Origin of the sequence: Bacillus sp. CBEL-1 (assembly GCF_004348885.1) — a bacterium.
GTDB lineage: Bacteria > Bacillota > Bacilli > Bacillales > Bacillaceae_H > Priestia > Priestia aryabhattai_A.
The window spans coordinates 1-16,229 of the sequence record NZ_SBIM01000020.1; the positions used below are offsets into that span (position 1 = coordinate 1).

A 16,229-nucleotide genomic window follows, 5' to 3' on the forward strand; every position below is an offset into this window, starting at 1 on the left:
GTGTGGACGGGATAAGTGCTGAAAGCATCTAAGCATGAAGCCCCCCTCAAGATGAGATTTCCCATAGCGCAAGCTAGTAAGATCCCTGAAAGATGATCAGGTTGATAGGTCAGAGGTGGAAGCACGGTGACGTGTGTAGCTGACTGATACTAATCGATCGAGGACTTAACCAAATTAGAAAAGCGAAGGCGACTGTTCAATTGTGAAAGGCGTTGGAGCTTCTGATAGGGAAACCGCTCTTTGGTTTCAATAACAGAAGTGAAACGACCGAACAATTAGGAGCCGTAGCTAGACAGTAAACTTAGTACTCAGCAAAATGTTATCTAGTTTTGAGAGAATAATCTCAATTCATGTCTGGTGGCGATAGCAGAGAGGTCACACCCGTTCCCATGCCGAACACGGAAGTTAAGTTCTCTAGCGCCGATGGTAGTTGGGACTTTGTCCCTGTGAGAGTAGGACGTTGCCAGGCACATTTAAAAGACTAGCTAATTTTAGCTAGTCTTTTTTTATTTGCGAATGTAAATAATTAAATAATAAATAAGGTGCTTTTATACTTGTTATTTCTAAGAAGTGCATAACATATGGATAATCTTTTGATGAATAAGTGTGTAATAACTCATACCACCACTCTGTTTCATAGCGAGAAATCATACTAAGATTATATAGAATTAGGTAATGGCTCAGGATTTCAGGAAAGTATACACATTGTTCACGTGACGTTGTCAGGTACAACTCGCTTGTCTCCAAATTAAAAAGTAGTGGAGAACATTGATAGAGATTTGTGTGTAAGTCTGAAAAAGAAACTCTAAGAGTAGGATTTATTTCTTGTATACTCATTTCTATTTTAAAACGATCTTGTAAATAGGGGTGTAGTCGTGTATTGTCCATATGATATGATTCTTTGATCTCGTTAGGGAAAATTAACTCTTGGTTATTTACATTTCCTATTAATAATTTTTTAGAAACCCTTGAAGGATTCAATGAATTAAATAATGAATACATTTCATCAATATGTCCTAATAGCTCAGTCATCGTGTACTTTTGACCCTCTAATTGTTTCATGTGAAACAGTTCCTTACCAACCTCAGAAAACAACCCATTTTTTTGAATTTTTACCTCATCATCAAGAAAGTCATAACTTTGTTTTTTTCTCTTTCGCGTTGATACTCCATGTGCTAAAACTGCTGTATTTTCTGGATAAACTGGATTTTTAATTAATAAACACGCTTTTAATAATTGAGATAAACCATAAAAAAGTAATACTGGCTGCATGGACGTATGAGATTTTAATGCCGTTTGATAATAATTTTTGCTATGTTCCAGATAATAAATAAATGGATAACAATTTTTAAAACTACGCTGTTCAGCATCCGCGATGCTTGAAGACTTGTACTGATTATATAAATACTTTTGTGTAAAAGGGGCTGAGAAAAATAAATGATAGGGTTTCCAAACATCATAAGTAAAGCTCAAAAAATCACCTCTTTTATTATTAGAATTATCTGATATATAGTATGGTTATTGACAGCTACATAACCAATTGTTAATCTACTAATAATATTCTGTCGCTTTGAGGAGGATTCTATAATGTGGGAAAGTAAATTTTCAAAAGAAGGTTTAACATTTGATGATGTTTTGTTAGTGCCAGCTAAATCTGAAGTGTTGCCAAAAGATGTTGATATGAGTGTAGAATTAACAAAAACGCTAAAGCTAAATGTACCATTTATTAGTGCAGGTATGGATACAGTAACTGAAGCAGAGATGGCAATTGCTATGGCTCGTCAAGGTGGTTTAGGAATTATTCATAAAAATATGTCCATCGAACAACAGGCGGAACAAGTTGATAAAGTAAAGCGCTCTGAAAGTGGAGTTATTACAGATCCATTCTTCCTGACACCAGAAAACCAAGTATTCGCTGCAGAACATTTAATGGGAAAATATCGTATCTCTGGTGTACCAATTGTGAATAACGAAGATGAGCAAAAATTAGTTGGTATTCTGACAAATCGTGATTTGCGTTTTATTCAAGATTACTCAATGCTTATCTCTGATGTAATGACAAAAGAAGAGTTAGTTACAGCTCCAGTGGGAACAACACTTGAGGAAGCCGAAAAGATTTTACAGCAATACAAAATTGAAAAATTACCACTTGTAGATGACAACGGTGTATTAAAAGGGTTAATTACAATCAAAGACATCGAAAAGGTCATTGAATTTCCAAATGCTGCAAAGGACAAACAAGGACGTTTATTAGTAGGTGCAGCAGTTGGTGTGACAGCTGATTCGATGGTCCGAATTGAGAAGTTAGTAAAAGCTGGTGTGGATGTTATTGTAATTGATACGGCACATGGTCACTCACTAGGCGTTTTAAATACTGTACGTTCAATTCGTGAAACGTATCCAGAGTTAAATATTATTGCAGGAAACGTCGCAACTGCTGAAGGAACAAGAGCACTAATTGAAGCTGGTGTAGACGTAGTAAAAGTAGGAATAGGACCTGGATCAATTTGTACAACTCGTGTTGTAGCTGGAGTAGGTGTTCCACAAATCACGGCTATATATGATTGCGCGACTGAAGCAAGAAAACATGGTGTACCAGTAATTGCAGATGGAGGAATTAAGTACTCTGGAGATATCGCAAAAGCACTAGCTGCTGGTGGACATACTGTTATGTTAGGAAGTTTATTAGCTGGTACTACTGAAAGTCCTGGTGAAACAGAAATCTTCCAAGGAAGACGCTTTAAAGTATACCGTGGTATGGGTTCAGTTGGGGCTATGGAAAAGGGAAGTAAAGATCGTTATTTCCAAGAAGATAATAAAAAGTTTGTTCCAGAAGGCATTGAAGGACGCTTACCTTATAAGGGGCCTGTCGCTGACACTTTATATCAGCTAGTTGGAGGATTAAGAGCTGGAATGGGATATTGCGGCTCAGCTAATTTACAAGCATTACGTGAAGAGGCACAGTTTATCCGTATGACAGGAGCTGGCTTAAGAGAAAGTCACCCACATGACGTTCAAATTACAAAAGAATCTCCAAACTATTCACTTAGCTAAGTGGAAAAGCATCTCTCTAATTTAGAGAGGTGCTTTTTTATACTACAGATTGTTTTAACGGTACTTATTTATCTATTTTTTTTAATTTTTGTATGATAAAATAACCTCTATGTGATTTATGTCTGGAGGGTATTGGTAGTGAAGAAAAAATTGATAAAACAGCTCTTTGCATTAGTTGCTGTTTTCTTAATGGCTAGTTCTTTAATCACTCCAAATGCGTCTGCAGCTTCAAAATTCCCAAATGTTGAAGCAGATGCTGCTATTTTGATTGAAGCAGATACAGGCCAAATTTTGTATGAAAAGAATTCAGGTGCTGTACTAGGTATTGCTAGTATGACAAAAATGATGACTGAGTATTTAATTTTAGAAGCGATTCACGAAGAAAAGCTTTCTTGGGATGATCAAGTAGGGGTTAGCAAATATGCTGCAGATATCTCACAAGATTACTCATTGTCAAATGTTCCATTATTAACAACAGAAAAGTATACAATTAAAGAATTGTATGAAGCAATGGCTATTTATTCAGCCAACGGAGCGAGTATTGCTCTAGCTGAAGCTTTAGCAGGGTCTGAAGCTGAATTTATTAAATTAATGAATAAAAAAGCAGAAGAGTTAAACTTAGGTGAAGCTAAATTTGTTAACTCAACAGGTCTTTCTAACTCATTATTAAAGGGTCAACATCCAAAAGGTACAAAGGCTGATGATGAGAATTTACTATCAGCTCGTGCAGTATCAGCACTAGCTTTTCACATTCTTCATGATTATCCAGAAGTATTAGAAACGGCTAAGACACCTGAAAAAATATTCCGACCAGGTCAACAAGGTGAAACGACAATGGATAACTGGAATAAAATGCTTCCATCTTTCCCTACATACGGATATGAAGGTTTAGATGGTCTTAAAACAGGGCATACAGATTTTGCAGGCTATTGTTTTACAGGGACAGCTGAACGAGATGGTGTTCGTTACATTACGGTGGTCATGAATGCTAAAAATAACGGTAAGTCTTTTGAAGGAGCACGTTTTACGGAAACAAAAAAGCTTTTAGATTATGCATTTGATAATTATGAGCTAAAACAAGTAACTCCAGAAGGCAAGGTTGTTAAGAATCACGAGTCGCTTCCAGTAGTAAAAGGGAAAAATAAAGAGCTAAAAGTTGTAACAAAAGAATCAGTGAATGTTCTTACAAAAAAAGGTGAAGAAGGTAAAATCTCTCTTCAATTTGATGTTAACCCTAAAGTTGTAGATGAGAAAGATCGAATCGTTGCACCAATTAAAGAGGGTCAAGTTGTAGGTTACGTTAGTGCCAAGAATAAGAACCTTGATGATTTAGGTTATGCAGTAAATGACGGAACAAATAAAGTGCCCGTCGTTGCAGATACTACAATCGAAAAGGCTAATTGGTTCATTTTGGCTCTGCGAAGTGTAGGAGATTTCTTTGTAGGTGTATGGTCTGATGCAGCCAATAATATTAAGAGCTGGTTTTAATTCATAAACCATTTATAAAGGGAGATACTAAGCCAAGGTTTTTCTGGTATTTAGTATCTCCCTTTTTTTAAACAAGTTTTTTAAACTGCATAATTTTGATAGGATTTTTTCAGAAAATAAGGTAAAATAGACAATAAGTTTTGAATTTTGTATACATAATTTTATTGATTATGTGTAATACAACTATACTGGGGGAAGACAAACATGAGTAACATTACAGGTACTGACAGAGTAAAACGCGGAATGGCGGAAATGCAAAAAGGCGGCGTAATTATGGACGTTGTTAATGCTGAACAAGCAAAAATTGCAGAGGCAGCAGGAGCAGTTGCAGTTATGGCATTAGAACGTGTACCAGCAGACATTCGTGCTGCAGGCGGCGTATCTCGTATGGCAGATCCGACAATTGTTGAAGAAGTTATGAATGCTGTTTCAATTCCGGTAATGGCTAAAGCGCGTATCGGTCACATTGTAGAAGCGCGTGTTTTAGAAGCAATGGGCGTAGACTATATTGATGAAAGTGAAGTATTAACACCAGCAGATGAAGAATTTCATTTAAATAAAAATACGTTTACGGTGCCATTTGTTTGTGGTTGCCGCGATTTAGGTGAAGCTGCACGTCGTATTGCAGAAGGCGCTGCTATGCTTCGTACAAAAGGTGAGCCAGGAACAGGGAACATCGTAGAAGCTGTACGTCATATGCGTCAAGTGAACGCACAAGTACGTAAAGTAGTAGGAATGGACGAAGCTGAGTTAATGACGGAAGCAAAATTACTAGGTGCACCTTATGAGTTATTACTACAAATCAAGCGTGAAGGTCGTCTTCCAGTTGTTAACTTTGCTGCAGGTGGTGTTGCGACTCCAGCCGATGCAGCATTAATGATGCAATTAGGAGCAGATGGCGTATTTGTAGGGTCTGGTATCTTCAAGTCTGATAATCCAGAAAAGTTTGCTCGTTCAATTGTAGAAGCAACAACACATTATCAAGATTATGCATTAATTGCAAACCTTTCTAAAGGATTAGGTAATGCAATGAAAGGTATTGAAATCTCAACATTATTGCCAGAAAATCGCATGCAAGAGCGTGGCTGGTAACAGTAAGGGAGTTTTACAGCATGGTAAAGGTTGGAGTTTTAGGACTACAAGGTGCATTTAGAGAGCATGCGCATTCAGTGGAAGCAACAGGAGCTGAAGCGATTATTATTAAAAAAGTTGAACAGCTAGAAGAAGTAGACGGGCTCATTTTACCAGGTGGAGAAAGTACTGCAATGAGACGTTTAATTGATAAATATAATTTCATGGATCCACTGCGCCAATTTGCTAAAAGTGGCAAACCAATCTTTGGTACTTGTGCTGGGCTGATTTTACTAGCGGGCGAAATTGTAGACTATGATGAGCCTCATTTAGGTGTCATGAATATTAAAGTGGCTCGAAATTCTTTTGGTCGCCAACGTGAAAGCTTTGAGGCAAAACTAGCAATTAAAGAAGTTGCAGATGATTTCATTGGAATATTTATTCGTGCACCTCATATCGTAGAAGTTGGTGACAATGTAGAAATTCTATCTGTTCATGATAATCGTATTGTAGCTGCTAAGCAAGGACAATTCTTAGGTTGCTCATTTCATCCGGAATTAACTGATGACCATCGTATGACGGGTTATTTTATTAACATGGTGAGAGAGTCCCTGAAAAAACCTGTATAAACCGATTGCATCTTGTATAGACTTGTAGTACATTATGATTATTAATTACAATGATAAAAGTATAAAGCGTTGATAGGAAATAGTAGTAGAGAAGTTAAACTCTAGAGAGTCGATGGCCGGTGAGAATCGATGTTTGACCTTTACGAATCCATCCTGGAGCAAGCTATTGAAATAGTGAGTAGATAGCTTCGGTTCATTCCGTTATCTGACTGAAGAGGAAGGTTCCTTTATGGACTTTCAACTAGGGTGGCAACGCGGGCTAAACTCTCGTCCCTTTTATAGGGATGGGAGTTTTTATTTTGCCCATTTTATACAAATAAGGAGGTACATTTATGTTAGATGTAAAGATTTTGCGAGCTAATCTTGAAGAAGTAAAAGAAAAGTTAAAATTTCGTGGAGAAGATTTATCAGATCTTGGGCGCTTTGAGGAGTTAGATGTAGAGCGCAGACAACTTTTAGTTCAAACTGAAGAATTAAAAAGTAAGCGTAATGAAGTTTCTCAGCAGATTGCTCAATTAAAGCGTGAAAAGCAAAACGCAGATAGTATGATTCTAGAAATGCGTCAAGTTGGGGACAAAATTAAAGATTTAGATGAACGTCTTCGTACTGTAGAAGCAGAATTAGAGCAACTATTGCTTTCAATCCCTAATATTCCACATGAGAGTGTGCCTATTGGAGAAACGGAAGATGAAAATGTAGAAATTAGAAAATGGGGAGAAGTTCGCCAATTTAATTTTGAACCGAAACCACATTGGGACTTAGGAACCGATTTAAATATTTTAGACTTTGAACGTGCAGCAAAGGTAACAGGAAGTCGTTTTGTATTTTATAAAGGCTTAGGGGCTCGTTTGGAGCGTGCTTTAATTAACTTTATGATGGACTTACACATGGATGAGCATGGCTATGAAGAAATTCTTCCTCCATATATGGTTAATCGTACAAGTATGACTGGAACAGGTCAACTTCCTAAGTTTGAAGAAGATGCGTTCAAAATTAAAGAGGAAGATTATTTTCTAATCCCAACAGCTGAAGTTCCAGTAACTAATCTACACCGTGATGAAATTATTAATGGAGATCAATTGCCATTGGCTTATACCGCATATAGTGCATGCTTTAGATCAGAAGCTGGTTCAGCTGGTAGAGATACACGTGGATTAATTCGTCAGCATCAGTTTAATAAAGTAGAGCTAGTTCGTTTTGTAAAACCAGAAGAATCTTATGCTGAGCTTGAAAATCTTACAGGACATGCTGAAAAAGTACTACAGTTACTAGAACTACCATACCGTGTTTTAAGCATGTGTACCGGAGATTTAGGATTTACAGCAGCTAAAAAATACGATATTGAAGTATGGATTCCAAGCTATGAGTCATATCGTGAAATTTCTTCTTGTTCAAACTTTGAAAGTTTCCAAGCACGAAGAGCCAATATTCGCTTCCGTCGCGAGGCAAAAGGAAAACCAGAATATGTACACACGTTAAATGGATCTGGATTAGCGATTGGACGTACAGTAGCTGCTATTTTAGAGAACTATCAGCAGGAAGACGGTTCTGTTATTATTCCAAAAGTATTACGCCCTTACATGGGGAACAAAGAAGTTATTAGCGGTTAATCTTAGTTGATTCACAACTTTCTGTTGTGAATCAATTTTTTTTAGAAAATAGCTTGACTCTTATTTATATATATGATAAATTTATAAATGTCGATACGGAGGAATACCCAAGTCCGGCTGAAGGGATCGGTCTTGAAAACCGACAGGGGTGTTAAAGCCCGCGGGGGTTCGAATCCCTCTTCCTCCGCCATATTTGACTTATAATGTTATTTAAACATTGCGCGATAAATTGGAGATTGTAAAACGTCACTTTTCAAAGTGGCGTTTTTTTATTCCCATTTTTCACGAAGAAAAATGGGAATAAATTATGAATGTCTTCTTTTTAATTTTTCATTGTGATGTAAAAACTTAGAGATTTTTTCAACGATGGGCTCAACAGATGTTGGATCCTTTAGAATATCGTAATCATTAATATCCAACCGTAAAATAGGACAAGCAGTAAAGTTATTAATCCAATCCTCATAACGCTTATGCATTTCTTTCCAATAATCTAAGGGTGTTTGTTGTTCCATCGGTCTTCCTCGTTCTTGGATACGATCAACTATATCTTCAAAACTACCTTCTAAATAAATTAATAAATCAGGGTGTGGGAAATAGGGTGTCATAACCATTGCATCAAACAAACTTGTATATGTTTCATAATCCACTTTAGACATTGTGCCTTTTTCGAAGTGCATTTTAGCGAAAATACCAGTATCTTCGTAAATCGAACGGTCTTGTATAAAGCCTCCACCGTATTCAAAAATTCTCTTCTGTTCTTTAAACCTCTCCGCTAGGAAATAAACCTGAAGATGAAAGCTCCATCTCTCAAAGTCAGCGTAAAATTTATCTAAATATGGATTTGTATCAACTTTCTCGTAAGAAGTGCGAAAGTTCAGCGCATCTGCAAGAGCCTGTGTCATCGTAGATTTTCCAACGCCTACTGTTCCAGCAATAGTTAATACAGCATCATTTGGAATGTTGTATTTCGTTCTTAAATTCATATTGTAGAACTCCTTTTTAATAAGCTGCTTTTAATATCAGAGATAATATACTCTAGATGCTCTTTGTTTTTAACAAAGTCTAGTTTATCACCACTATAGTGTAAAACAGTTACTTCTGGATTATTTTCTTTAAAGACCTTAATAGATTCCTCATAATCGGAGCTTAGTTGAGCTAGATAAGAAGGATCAATTTTCTTTTCAATTTCTCTTCCACGCATTTTAATACGCTCTAATAATGTAGGTAAGCTAGCATTTAGGTAAATAACAATATTGGGCTTCGGCATATCATGTGTCAGTATATCGTAGATTTGTACATACTTTATATACTGGCTATCCTTTAAAGTTTGTTGAGCAAAAATCATGTTTTTCATAATATGATAGTCAGCAACGACAGGCTGATGTTGATGTAGAAAATGCTTTTGAATATCCTCTAACTGTTTATAACGATTGCATAGAAAAAACATTTCAGTTTGAAAGCTCCACTCTGCAATATCCTCATAGAATTTCCCAAGGAATGGATTTTCATCAACAATTTCTTTCAAAAGTTGAAATTGAAATGCATCTGCAATAGCCTTAGCTAGGGAGGTTTTCCCAACACCTATAGGGCCCTCAACAGTAATAAAAGGTGTTTCCCCCATGGACTCTTCCTCCTTTATCTATACATGTTCTCGAAAATTGACAAAAAACATTGTATCACAATAAGAGAAGAGAATGGATAAAAACAAAAAGAAAACCAGTTGTAAAAAACGGAAGGAAACATAAAAAGAGGATAATCCTCTGCCTTAGGAGTTATCCTCTTCAAAACTATTCAGGTATTCTTTTAATTACTTTAAAGTTATCATCAAGGAGTAGCCAGTTTTGAGGGAAAGGTAATCCCAACTTCCAATAAGCCATGCCCCTTAAGTTTAATTCTTTTAATAAATCGAATTTTGCTTGGATTGACCGTGCATCTTCAAACCATACCTCATGCGTTTTTTGAGCTGAATCAGAGTAACGGAAGAAAGGAGCCTGAGCTTTTTTATCGTACTGGATGCTTGCATTATACTGATACGCAATTTCAATTGCTCTTTGAGCACTAATTGCCTTTGCATATTCACCACCTGGTTTGAATGGAAGTGTCCAATCGTAACCGTATAAGTTTTGACCCATTATAATTTTTTTGCTTGGTATTTCTGAAATGGCATATTCTAGCACATCTCGTACAGGTCCAATTGGAGAAACGGCCATTGGAGGACCTCCGCTGTATCCCCATTCGTATGTCATAGGGACAACAAAATTTGCTATCTCTCCAATCCTTTTATAATCATGCGCTTCATACCACTTTCCTTTTTGATCACTACTTGTTTTAGGGGCTAATGCTACAGACATTAATAACCCTTCAGCTTGAAGTCGTTTCTTTGCTTTTTCTAAAAATGTAATATAAGCATTTTTATCTTCTGGACGCAAGAACTCAAAATCAAAATGGATATCTTTAAAGTTTTTCTCAGTAGCAATACGAATAATATTATTAAGTAATTTATCTTGAACATCTGTGTTATTCAAGACTGCTTCTCCTACCTCAGCACTAAATCCACCTTCTTCAATATTAGCAAGAACCATTAAAAAAATTGCATCGTTTTCTTGTGCAATGGTTCCAAAGTTTTTTAATGGAGGTTCTTTGATAGAACCATCTCGCTGTACTTCGAAGTTAGCTGGTCCTAAATATGTGAGATATTTAGCATTTTTCTTAATCAATGCTTCTGTTTCGCTACTAATTGTACGGTTGCTTGTTTCAACATATCCTAAAAACTCAGCCTCTGTCTTTGGAGCAGCTGGAATTAGTAATTGTGTTCCCGGTGTTAGAGGAGAAGTGATTGAAAGGTTGTTAGCTTTTGCAATCGATTGATAACTAACTCCTAGGTTTCGGCCTATCTTCCATAATGTATCGCCTTGTCTAACAGTATAATAACTTTCGTTAATAGGGATAACCAATGCCTGGCCAACCACTAGCCGATTAGGGTCAGGTAATTCATTTGCTAAGCTAATTCTTGAAGCTTCAATTTGAAACCGTTGAGCAATACTGTAAATGCTATCTCCAGACTTCACAATGTATATATCCATAGTAATAAACGCCCCCAAAAAAGAATGTTTATTCAGTCTATGAAAAAAAGAGTGAGCAAATGCTTATGTAATTAAATCACTATGTTCACAAATTGTAGCTTTAAGTACATTTTTCATCATTTCAATAGCGAATTTATTATCTTCGTCAGAATTTGATGCAATACAATCTTTAGGAATAATCAGATTGTATTCTCTCATATATGCATCATTTGCTGAAAAGAGTACGCATATATTTCCCGCTAATCCTGTTAAAATTAATGTATCGACATTTAGCTGTTGTAGTAAAATGGTTAAAGCTGTTCCATAAAAGATAGAGTGTTTTGGTTTGATTAAAAAATAATCTGTAGCATGGGGTTGTATATACTGCAATATAGGGGAACTTATTGGATTCGCGCAGTATTCAAGGATCGTATTTAAGTTAGCCTGCCATAATTTATAGTGATCGTTTATATAGATAACAGGAATTTTCTTCATTAAACATTCTGCTTTTAATGAAGAGATATTTTGAGCAAGAGTTTCAGCTTTTTCAGCAAGAGTTTTTCCATTTTTAAATTGAAAATCATTAATCATATCAATAATAACTAATGCAATTTTAGAATCATTCATATACAATCTCCTTATTGATTTTTAACCTAATAAGTAGTGTTGCTCATAACAAATATAATATGTAAGGAGTTTAAACCATGCTTGAAGATGAGAAATATATGCGCTTAGCTATAGATGAAGCAAGAAAAGCTTGTGAGATTATGGAAGTTCCTATAGGAGCGGTTATTGTAGATAAGGATGGACATGTTATTGCAAAAGGACACAATTTAAGAGAGAGTACACAACGATCTATAGCTCACGCAGAACTATTAGCGATAGATGAGGCTTGTCAAAAGTTAAATACGTGGCGATTAGAAGATACGACAGTATATGTTACATTAGAACCTTGTCCGATGTGTGCGGGGGCTATTATGTTATCTCGTGTAAAAAGAGTAGTGTTTGGGGCGTTTGACCCTAAAGGGGGTTGCGCGGGAACTTTGATGAATTTATTAGATTATGAAAAGTTCAACCATCAATCAGAAATTCAAGGGGGAGTTCTTGAAAAGGAATGTGCAGAAATGCTAAGTGCATTTTTTAAAGATTTGCGAAATCAAAAAAAACAAGCAAAGAAAAAATTACAATAAATTACATTTCGTAAAGGTTGCATTTTGTCCTAAAAAGAATTATACTTGTATAAGCATCAACATGGTGCTCAAACAAAGGTTTCAACTTTGCCGTGCTAAGCGGGGAGGTAGCGGTGCCCTGTACTCGCAATCCGCTCTAGCGAGGCCGAACTCCTTTCCTGAGGTTAGTTCTCCTTGAGGTCTGCCTTAAGTAAGTGGTGTTGACGTTTGGGTCCTATGCAATGGGAATCTGTGAACCCTGTCAGGTCCGGAAGGAAGCAGCAGTAAGCAGAATCTCTCATGTGCCATAGGGTCGCCTGAACCGAGCTAACTGCTTAAGTAACGCTTGGGGAGGCTAATCGAAGGAAGGTGCACGGCAGTTAAATACATATAAAAGTAACCTACTCTGATAGAGTAGGTTTTTTTATTTAGCGTATATTTTATTAGATAAAATAAGGTAAACGATGTTTTGGAAAAATAGTTATAGTACGTTATAATAATATCAAATTTATATAACAAAAAGGAGAAGATGCAGTGGCGTATCAGGCTTTATATCGTGTGTACCGCCCTCAAAGTTTTCAAGATGTTGTTGGTCAGCGACATATTATTAAGACTTTACAGAATGCACTCGTTCTTGAAAAATTTTCGCATGCATATCTATTTTCAGGACCGAGGGGTACAGGGAAAACGACTGCAGCAAAAATCTTAGCTAAAGCGGTTAACTGTGAACATGCACCCGTATCCGAACCTTGTAATGAGTGTGCTACGTGTAGAGGAATTACAGATGGTTCCATATCAGATGTTATTGAAATTGATGCTGCTTCAAATAACGGAGTAGATGAAATTCGAGATATTAGAGATAAAGTCAAATATGCACCAAGTGCCGTTCGTTACAAAGTTTATATTATAGATGAAGTTCATATGCTTTCAATAGGTGCGTTTAATGCGTTGTTAAAAACATTAGAAGAACCACCTCCTCACGTAATATTTATTTTGGCAACAACAGAACCGCATAAAATTCCACTGACTATCATTTCAAGATGTCAACGTTTTGATTTTAAACGAATCTCACCTGATGATATTGTTTATCGAATGAAAGAAGTTTTGATATCTGAGGATGTAAACGTAGCGGATGAAGCTTTATATGAGGTTGCTAAGGCATCGGAAGGTGGAATGAGGGATGCGTTAAGCTTGTTAGATCAGGCAATCTCATATAGTGAAAACGAAGTTACTTTGGATGATGTGTTATCTATTACAGGAGCTGTTTCGCATACATTTATGATGCAAATTGTTCGTTCAATTGCAGAGAAAAATCTTGTATCAGCGTTACATGCAGTTGAGCAACTCATTCAAAACGGTAAAGATCCAGTTCGTTTCTTAGAAGACTTAATCTTTTATTACAGAGATGTTTTACTTTATCAATCGTCGCCTGAAATGGAACATTTAATGGAAAAGGCCTTAGTGAGTGAAGAGTTTAAAGAACTAGCTGTACAACTACCAGCTGAAGATATTTATTCAATTATTCACCACCTTAATCAAACGCAACAAGAGATGAAGTGGACAAATCACCCACGAGTGTTACTAGAGGTAGCATTAGTGAAACTTGCTCAATCTGCTAGTAAGAAAAAAACAGCAGAGGGTGAAGAGGGGGAGTTGCTTCAAAAAGTTAAAATGCTTGAAGCACAAGTTACTCATCTAAAAGAAAACGGTGTTCAAGTACAGCAAAGTCAGCAAGAAATAAGTGATCAAAAAGTAAAAAGGCAAGTGCGCAGTCAATATAAAGTTCCGATAGGAAAAGTGCATGAAGTTCTAAAACAAGCGTCTCGTCAAGAGCTAGAAGAAATTAAGCGTCTGTGGGGAGAGGTGTTAGAAACATTGCGTCAGCAAAATAAAGCATCACATGCTGCCTTGTTGTCTAATAGTGAACCTGTTGCTTCATCTACAAAGTCTTTTATCTTAAAATTTAAATATGAAATCCATTGCAAAATGGCGGCTGAAAATAACAACAATGTACGTGATAATTTAGAAAATATCCTATATACTTTAAGTGGGAGCAAGCGTGAAATGGTTGCAATCCCAGATAATGAATGGGATAAAGTAAGAGGAGATTTTCTTCAAGAGCAGCAAGGTAATGATGGTGCGAAAAAAGAAGAAGAAGATCCTTTAATATCCGAAGCTAAAAAGCTGTTCGGAGAAGAACTTATTGAAATACACGACTAAAACTAGGAGGAATTATAATTATGATGCGTGGCGGAATGGGTAACATGCAAAAAATGATGAAACAAATGCAAAAAATGCAGAAAGATATGCAAAAGGCACAAGAAGAACTAGCTGAAAAAACAATTGAAGGCACAGCTGGCGGTGGAATGGTTACAGTAATTGTAAATGGTCAAAAAGAAATTATTGATGTAAAAATTAAAGAAGAAGTAGTAGATCCAGAAGATATTGAAATGCTTCAAGATTTAGTGTTGGCAGCAACGAATGATGCGTTAAAGCAAATGGACGAGTTAACAAATAACACAATGGGACAATTCACTAAAGGTTTAAACATCCCAGGACTTTAATTAAGGTGGTTGCTACGTGCATTATCCAGAACCAATTTCAAAACTAATAGATAGTTTCATGAAACTCCCGGGTATTGGGCCCAAAACAGCTGTTAGGCTTGCCTTCTTTGTTTTAAATATGAAAGAGGACACAGTGCTTGATTTTGCCAAAGCACTTGTGAATGCAAAGCGTAACTTAACGTATTGTTCAACCTGTGGTCACATTACAGACCAAGACCCATGTTATATCTGTCAGGATCAAAGGAGAGATCGTACCGTTGTATGTGTCGTTCAAGATCCCAAAGATGTTATTGCTATGGAGAAGATGAAGGAATATACGGGACTTTATCATGTCCTTCACGGTGCGATTTCTCCAATGGAAGGTATCGGTCCAGAAGATATTAAAGTTCCTGAATTGTTGAAAAGGCTTCAAAACGATGAGATTCAAGAAGTGATTTTAGCAACAAATCCTAATATTGAAGGTGAAGCAACAGCAATGTACATTTCTAGGCTGTTAAAACCAACTGGTATAAGAATTACTAGAATTGCACATGGTTTACCAGTAGGTGGAGATTTAGAGTATGCTGATGAAGTAACTTTATCGAAAGCTTTAGAAGGTCGTAGAGACGTATAAGTAAGGAGCTATGGCATGTTTTTTAAACGAAAAGGTTGGTTAAGAAAAGAATATGATGAATCTTTTCTTAAAACGTTTAATGAATTAAAAGATAAATGGAATAAAAAAGAGGTTATTGTTGAAAGAAGTGTAGATCCTTCAGATACAGTTTTAGTAGATATGAAATTAGCGAAAGCTAAATATCTCTTTTTATTAAAAGAAGCAAAACATAGAAATATATCCATTCGAAAGATGTCTTAATTTAAGGCATCTTTTTTCTTTAATAAAAGTGGATTGTTTTAAAAAGTAGGACATACATATAAGTAATATTATTTTATTTATAAAGAAGGGGATAAAAATGTTAACTCAACCTCTTATTGTTGTTCCAGCTTTAGTAGGCTTAATCGTACTTTTACTTGTAAAAGGTGGTGTGGAAAAGATGTTGCGTATAATGGGGAATTTAACTATTAAGTTAATAATAGGAGTTCTGTTACTATTTTTTATTAATATCTTTGGTGCACAGTTTGATATTCATATCCCGATAAATGCACCAACAGCAATAGTATCTGGTGTACTAGGAGTTCCTGGGATTATAGGGTTGTTTATAATTAATCAGTTCGTATTATAAGAAATAACAATCTCCAAATGAAAGAATTGTTAAATAAAACAATTCTTTCATTTTTTTATTAAAAAAGTATTGCTTTATTAAATATGAAATGTTATATTAATATACGTCGCCAAGAGGTAATGAACTTCATTAAAAAGTGTTGACAAGCACTTCTCCTGGTGGTAAGATAAGAAGGTCGCTTTGATGCGGCGAGAGTTCTTTGAAAACTGAACAAAGCGACAAACGTCAACGTTAATTTTTTAAACTTTTATGAGCAAGTCAAACATTTCTTCGGAGAGTTTGATCCTGGCTCAGGATGAACGCTGGCGGCGTGCCTAATACATGCAAGTCGAGCGAACTGATTAGAAGCTTGCTTCTATGAC

The 16,229-nt window shown here is 36.1% G+C and carries 16 protein-coding genes, 1 tRNA gene, 3 rRNA genes, 1 other RNA gene and 1 other annotated feature; of the genes, 16 read left to right on the forward strand and 5 right to left on the reverse strand.

Annotation, left to right across the window (positions count from 1 at the left end; translation table 11 throughout):
- Positions 1–173 (forward strand): 23S ribosomal RNA (locus tag EPL02_RS19995); the annotation flags it as partial.
- A gap of 180 nt (positions 174–353) precedes the next feature.
- Positions 354–469, forward strand: a 5S ribosomal RNA gene (gene rrf, locus EPL02_RS20000).
- A gap of 26 nt (positions 470–495) precedes the next feature.
- On the opposite strand, the gene EPL02_RS20005 is transcribed toward rrf, so the two are convergent.
- A complete protein-coding gene (locus EPL02_RS20005; protein WP_094913343.1) occupies positions 496–1,473 on the reverse strand; it encodes a YaaC family protein in 978 nt (325 codons plus the stop codon).
- A 114-nt stretch (positions 1,474–1,587) separates the two neighbouring features.
- On the opposite strand from EPL02_RS20005, the gene guaB reads away from it, so the two are divergent.
- From guaB to EPL02_RS20035, 6 genes are all read left to right on the forward strand, one after another.
- Complete coding sequence (guaB, locus tag EPL02_RS20010) at positions 1,588–3,054, forward strand: IMP dehydrogenase (protein ID WP_094913344.1); 1,467 nt, start codon at positions 1,588–1,590, stop codon at positions 3,052–3,054.
- A 138-nt stretch (positions 3,055–3,192) separates the two neighbouring features.
- Entirely contained in the window at positions 3,193–4,542 is a 1,350-nt protein-coding gene (locus EPL02_RS20015) for a serine hydrolase (protein ID WP_131888569.1), read from the forward strand.
- A 204-nt stretch (positions 4,543–4,746) separates the two neighbouring features.
- Positions 4,747–5,634: a pyridoxal 5'-phosphate synthase lyase subunit PdxS gene (pdxS, locus tag EPL02_RS20020; RefSeq protein ID WP_094913346.1), complete on the forward strand. Its 888-nt coding sequence runs from the start codon at positions 4,747–4,749 to the stop codon at positions 5,632–5,634.
- A 20-nt stretch (positions 5,635–5,654) separates the two neighbouring features.
- Positions 5,655–6,242, forward strand: a complete 588-nt coding sequence (gene pdxT / locus EPL02_RS20025) for a pyridoxal 5'-phosphate synthase glutaminase subunit PdxT (protein WP_131888570.1) — start codon at positions 5,655–5,657, stop codon at positions 6,240–6,242.
- Between the two features lie 60 nt (positions 6,243–6,302).
- Positions 6,303–6,520: a binding site (T-box leader), on the forward strand.
- A gap of 54 nt (positions 6,521–6,574) precedes the next feature.
- Positions 6,575–7,852 (forward strand): serine--tRNA ligase, encoded by a 1,278-nt coding sequence (gene serS, locus EPL02_RS20030; protein ID WP_131888571.1) that lies wholly within the window; start codon positions 6,575–6,577, stop codon positions 7,850–7,852.
- Positions 7,853–7,949: 97 nt separating this feature from the next.
- A tRNA-Ser gene (locus EPL02_RS20035) sits at positions 7,950–8,042 on the forward strand.
- A 115-nt stretch (positions 8,043–8,157) separates the two neighbouring features.
- On the opposite strand, the gene EPL02_RS20040 is transcribed toward EPL02_RS20035, so the two are convergent.
- The 4 genes from EPL02_RS20040 to EPL02_RS20055 form a co-directional block, all read right to left on the reverse strand.
- On the reverse strand, positions 8,158–8,835 hold the full coding sequence (locus EPL02_RS20040; protein WP_094913349.1) for a deoxynucleoside kinase: 678 nt from the start codon (positions 8,833–8,835) through the stop codon (positions 8,158–8,160).
- Positions 8,832–9,473 carry a deoxynucleoside kinase gene (locus EPL02_RS20045; RefSeq protein ID WP_131888572.1) on the reverse strand — a complete coding sequence of 214 codons (642 nt, stop codon included), beginning with the start codon at positions 9,471–9,473 and terminating at the stop codon, positions 8,832–8,834. Before EPL02_RS20045 ends, EPL02_RS20040 begins: the two co-directional genes overlap by 4 nt.
- A gap of 166 nt (positions 9,474–9,639) precedes the next feature.
- Positions 9,640–10,935: a glycoside hydrolase family 18 protein gene (locus tag EPL02_RS20050; protein ID WP_131888573.1), complete on the reverse strand. Its 1,296-nt coding sequence runs from the start codon at positions 10,933–10,935 to the stop codon at positions 9,640–9,642.
- Positions 10,936–10,998: 63 nt separating this feature from the next.
- Positions 10,999–11,541 (reverse strand): cysteine hydrolase family protein, encoded by a 543-nt coding sequence (locus tag EPL02_RS20055; RefSeq protein WP_131888574.1) that lies wholly within the window; start codon positions 11,539–11,541, stop codon positions 10,999–11,001.
- Between the two features lie 77 nt (positions 11,542–11,618).
- Here EPL02_RS20055 and tadA point away from each other — a divergent pair, with 77 nt between their 5' ends.
- From tadA to EPL02_RS20095, 8 genes are all read left to right on the forward strand, one after another.
- Complete coding sequence (tadA, locus tag EPL02_RS20060; protein ID WP_131888575.1) at positions 11,619–12,104, forward strand: tRNA adenosine(34) deaminase TadA; 486 nt, start codon at positions 11,619–11,621, stop codon at positions 12,102–12,104.
- A gap of 90 nt (positions 12,105–12,194) precedes the next feature.
- Positions 12,195–12,460: signal recognition particle sRNA large type (ffs, locus tag EPL02_RS20065), an RNA gene on the forward strand.
- A 157-nt stretch (positions 12,461–12,617) separates the two neighbouring features.
- Positions 12,618–14,303, forward strand: a complete 1,686-nt coding sequence (gene dnaX / locus EPL02_RS20070) for a DNA polymerase III subunit gamma/tau (RefSeq protein WP_131888576.1) — start codon at positions 12,618–12,620, stop codon at positions 14,301–14,303.
- Positions 14,304–14,326: 23 nt separating this feature from the next.
- The gene (locus EPL02_RS20075; protein WP_165932607.1) at positions 14,327–14,647 is read left to right on the forward strand and encodes a YbaB/EbfC family nucleoid-associated protein; all 321 of its coding nucleotides are present in this window, start codon (positions 14,327–14,329) and stop codon (positions 14,645–14,647) included.
- A 16-nt stretch (positions 14,648–14,663) separates the two neighbouring features.
- Entirely contained in the window at positions 14,664–15,260 is a 597-nt protein-coding gene (gene recR, locus EPL02_RS20080; RefSeq protein ID WP_025908034.1) for a recombination mediator RecR, read from the forward strand.
- A 15-nt stretch (positions 15,261–15,275) separates the two neighbouring features.
- A complete protein-coding gene (locus tag EPL02_RS20085; protein ID WP_131888577.1) occupies positions 15,276–15,500 on the forward strand; it encodes a YaaL family protein in 225 nt (74 codons plus the stop codon).
- Positions 15,501–15,597: 97 nt separating this feature from the next.
- Positions 15,598–15,867 carry a pro-sigmaK processing inhibitor BofA family protein gene (locus tag EPL02_RS20090; RefSeq protein ID WP_131888578.1) on the forward strand — a complete coding sequence of 90 codons (270 nt, stop codon included), beginning with the start codon at positions 15,598–15,600 and terminating at the stop codon, positions 15,865–15,867.
- A 267-nt stretch (positions 15,868–16,134) separates the two neighbouring features.
- A 16S ribosomal RNA gene (locus EPL02_RS20095) occupies positions 16,135–16,229 on the forward strand; the annotation flags it as partial.

Bases quoted from the DNA above. Each gene is read 5' to 3' on its own strand.
- guaB (WP_094913344.1), top strand. From the start codon at position 1,588: ATGTGGGAAAGTAAATTTTCAAAAGAAGGTTTAACATTTGATGATGTT.
- pdxS (WP_094913346.1), top strand. From the start codon at position 4,747: ATGAGTAACATTACAGGTACTGACAGAGTAAAACGCGGAATGGCGGAA.
- pdxT (WP_131888570.1), top strand. From the start codon at position 5,655: ATGGTAAAGGTTGGAGTTTTAGGACTACAAGGTGCATTTAGAGAGCAT.
- serS (WP_131888571.1), top strand. From the start codon at position 6,575: ATGTTAGATGTAAAGATTTTGCGAGCTAATCTTGAAGAAGTAAAAGAA.
- EPL02_RS20040 (WP_094913349.1), bottom strand. From the start codon at position 8,835: ATGAATTTAAGAACGAAATACAACATTCCAAATGATGCTGTATTAACT.
- EPL02_RS20045 (WP_131888572.1), bottom strand. From the start codon at position 9,473: ATGGGGGAAACACCTTTTATTACTGTTGAGGGCCCTATAGGTGTTGGG.
- EPL02_RS20050 (WP_131888573.1), bottom strand. From the start codon at position 10,935: ATGGATATATACATTGTGAAGTCTGGAGATAGCATTTACAGTATTGCT.
- EPL02_RS20055 (WP_131888574.1), bottom strand. From the start codon at position 11,541: ATGAATGATTCTAAAATTGCATTAGTTATTATTGATATGATTAATGAT.
- tadA (WP_131888575.1), top strand. From the start codon at position 11,619: ATGCTTGAAGATGAGAAATATATGCGCTTAGCTATAGATGAAGCAAGA.
- EPL02_RS20075 (WP_165932607.1), top strand. From the start codon at position 14,327: ATGCGTGGCGGAATGGGTAACATGCAAAAAATGATGAAACAAATGCAA.
- EPL02_RS20085 (WP_131888577.1), top strand. From the start codon at position 15,276: ATGTTTTTTAAACGAAAAGGTTGGTTAAGAAAAGAATATGATGAATCT.
- EPL02_RS20090 (WP_131888578.1), top strand. From the start codon at position 15,598: ATGTTAACTCAACCTCTTATTGTTGTTCCAGCTTTAGTAGGCTTAATC.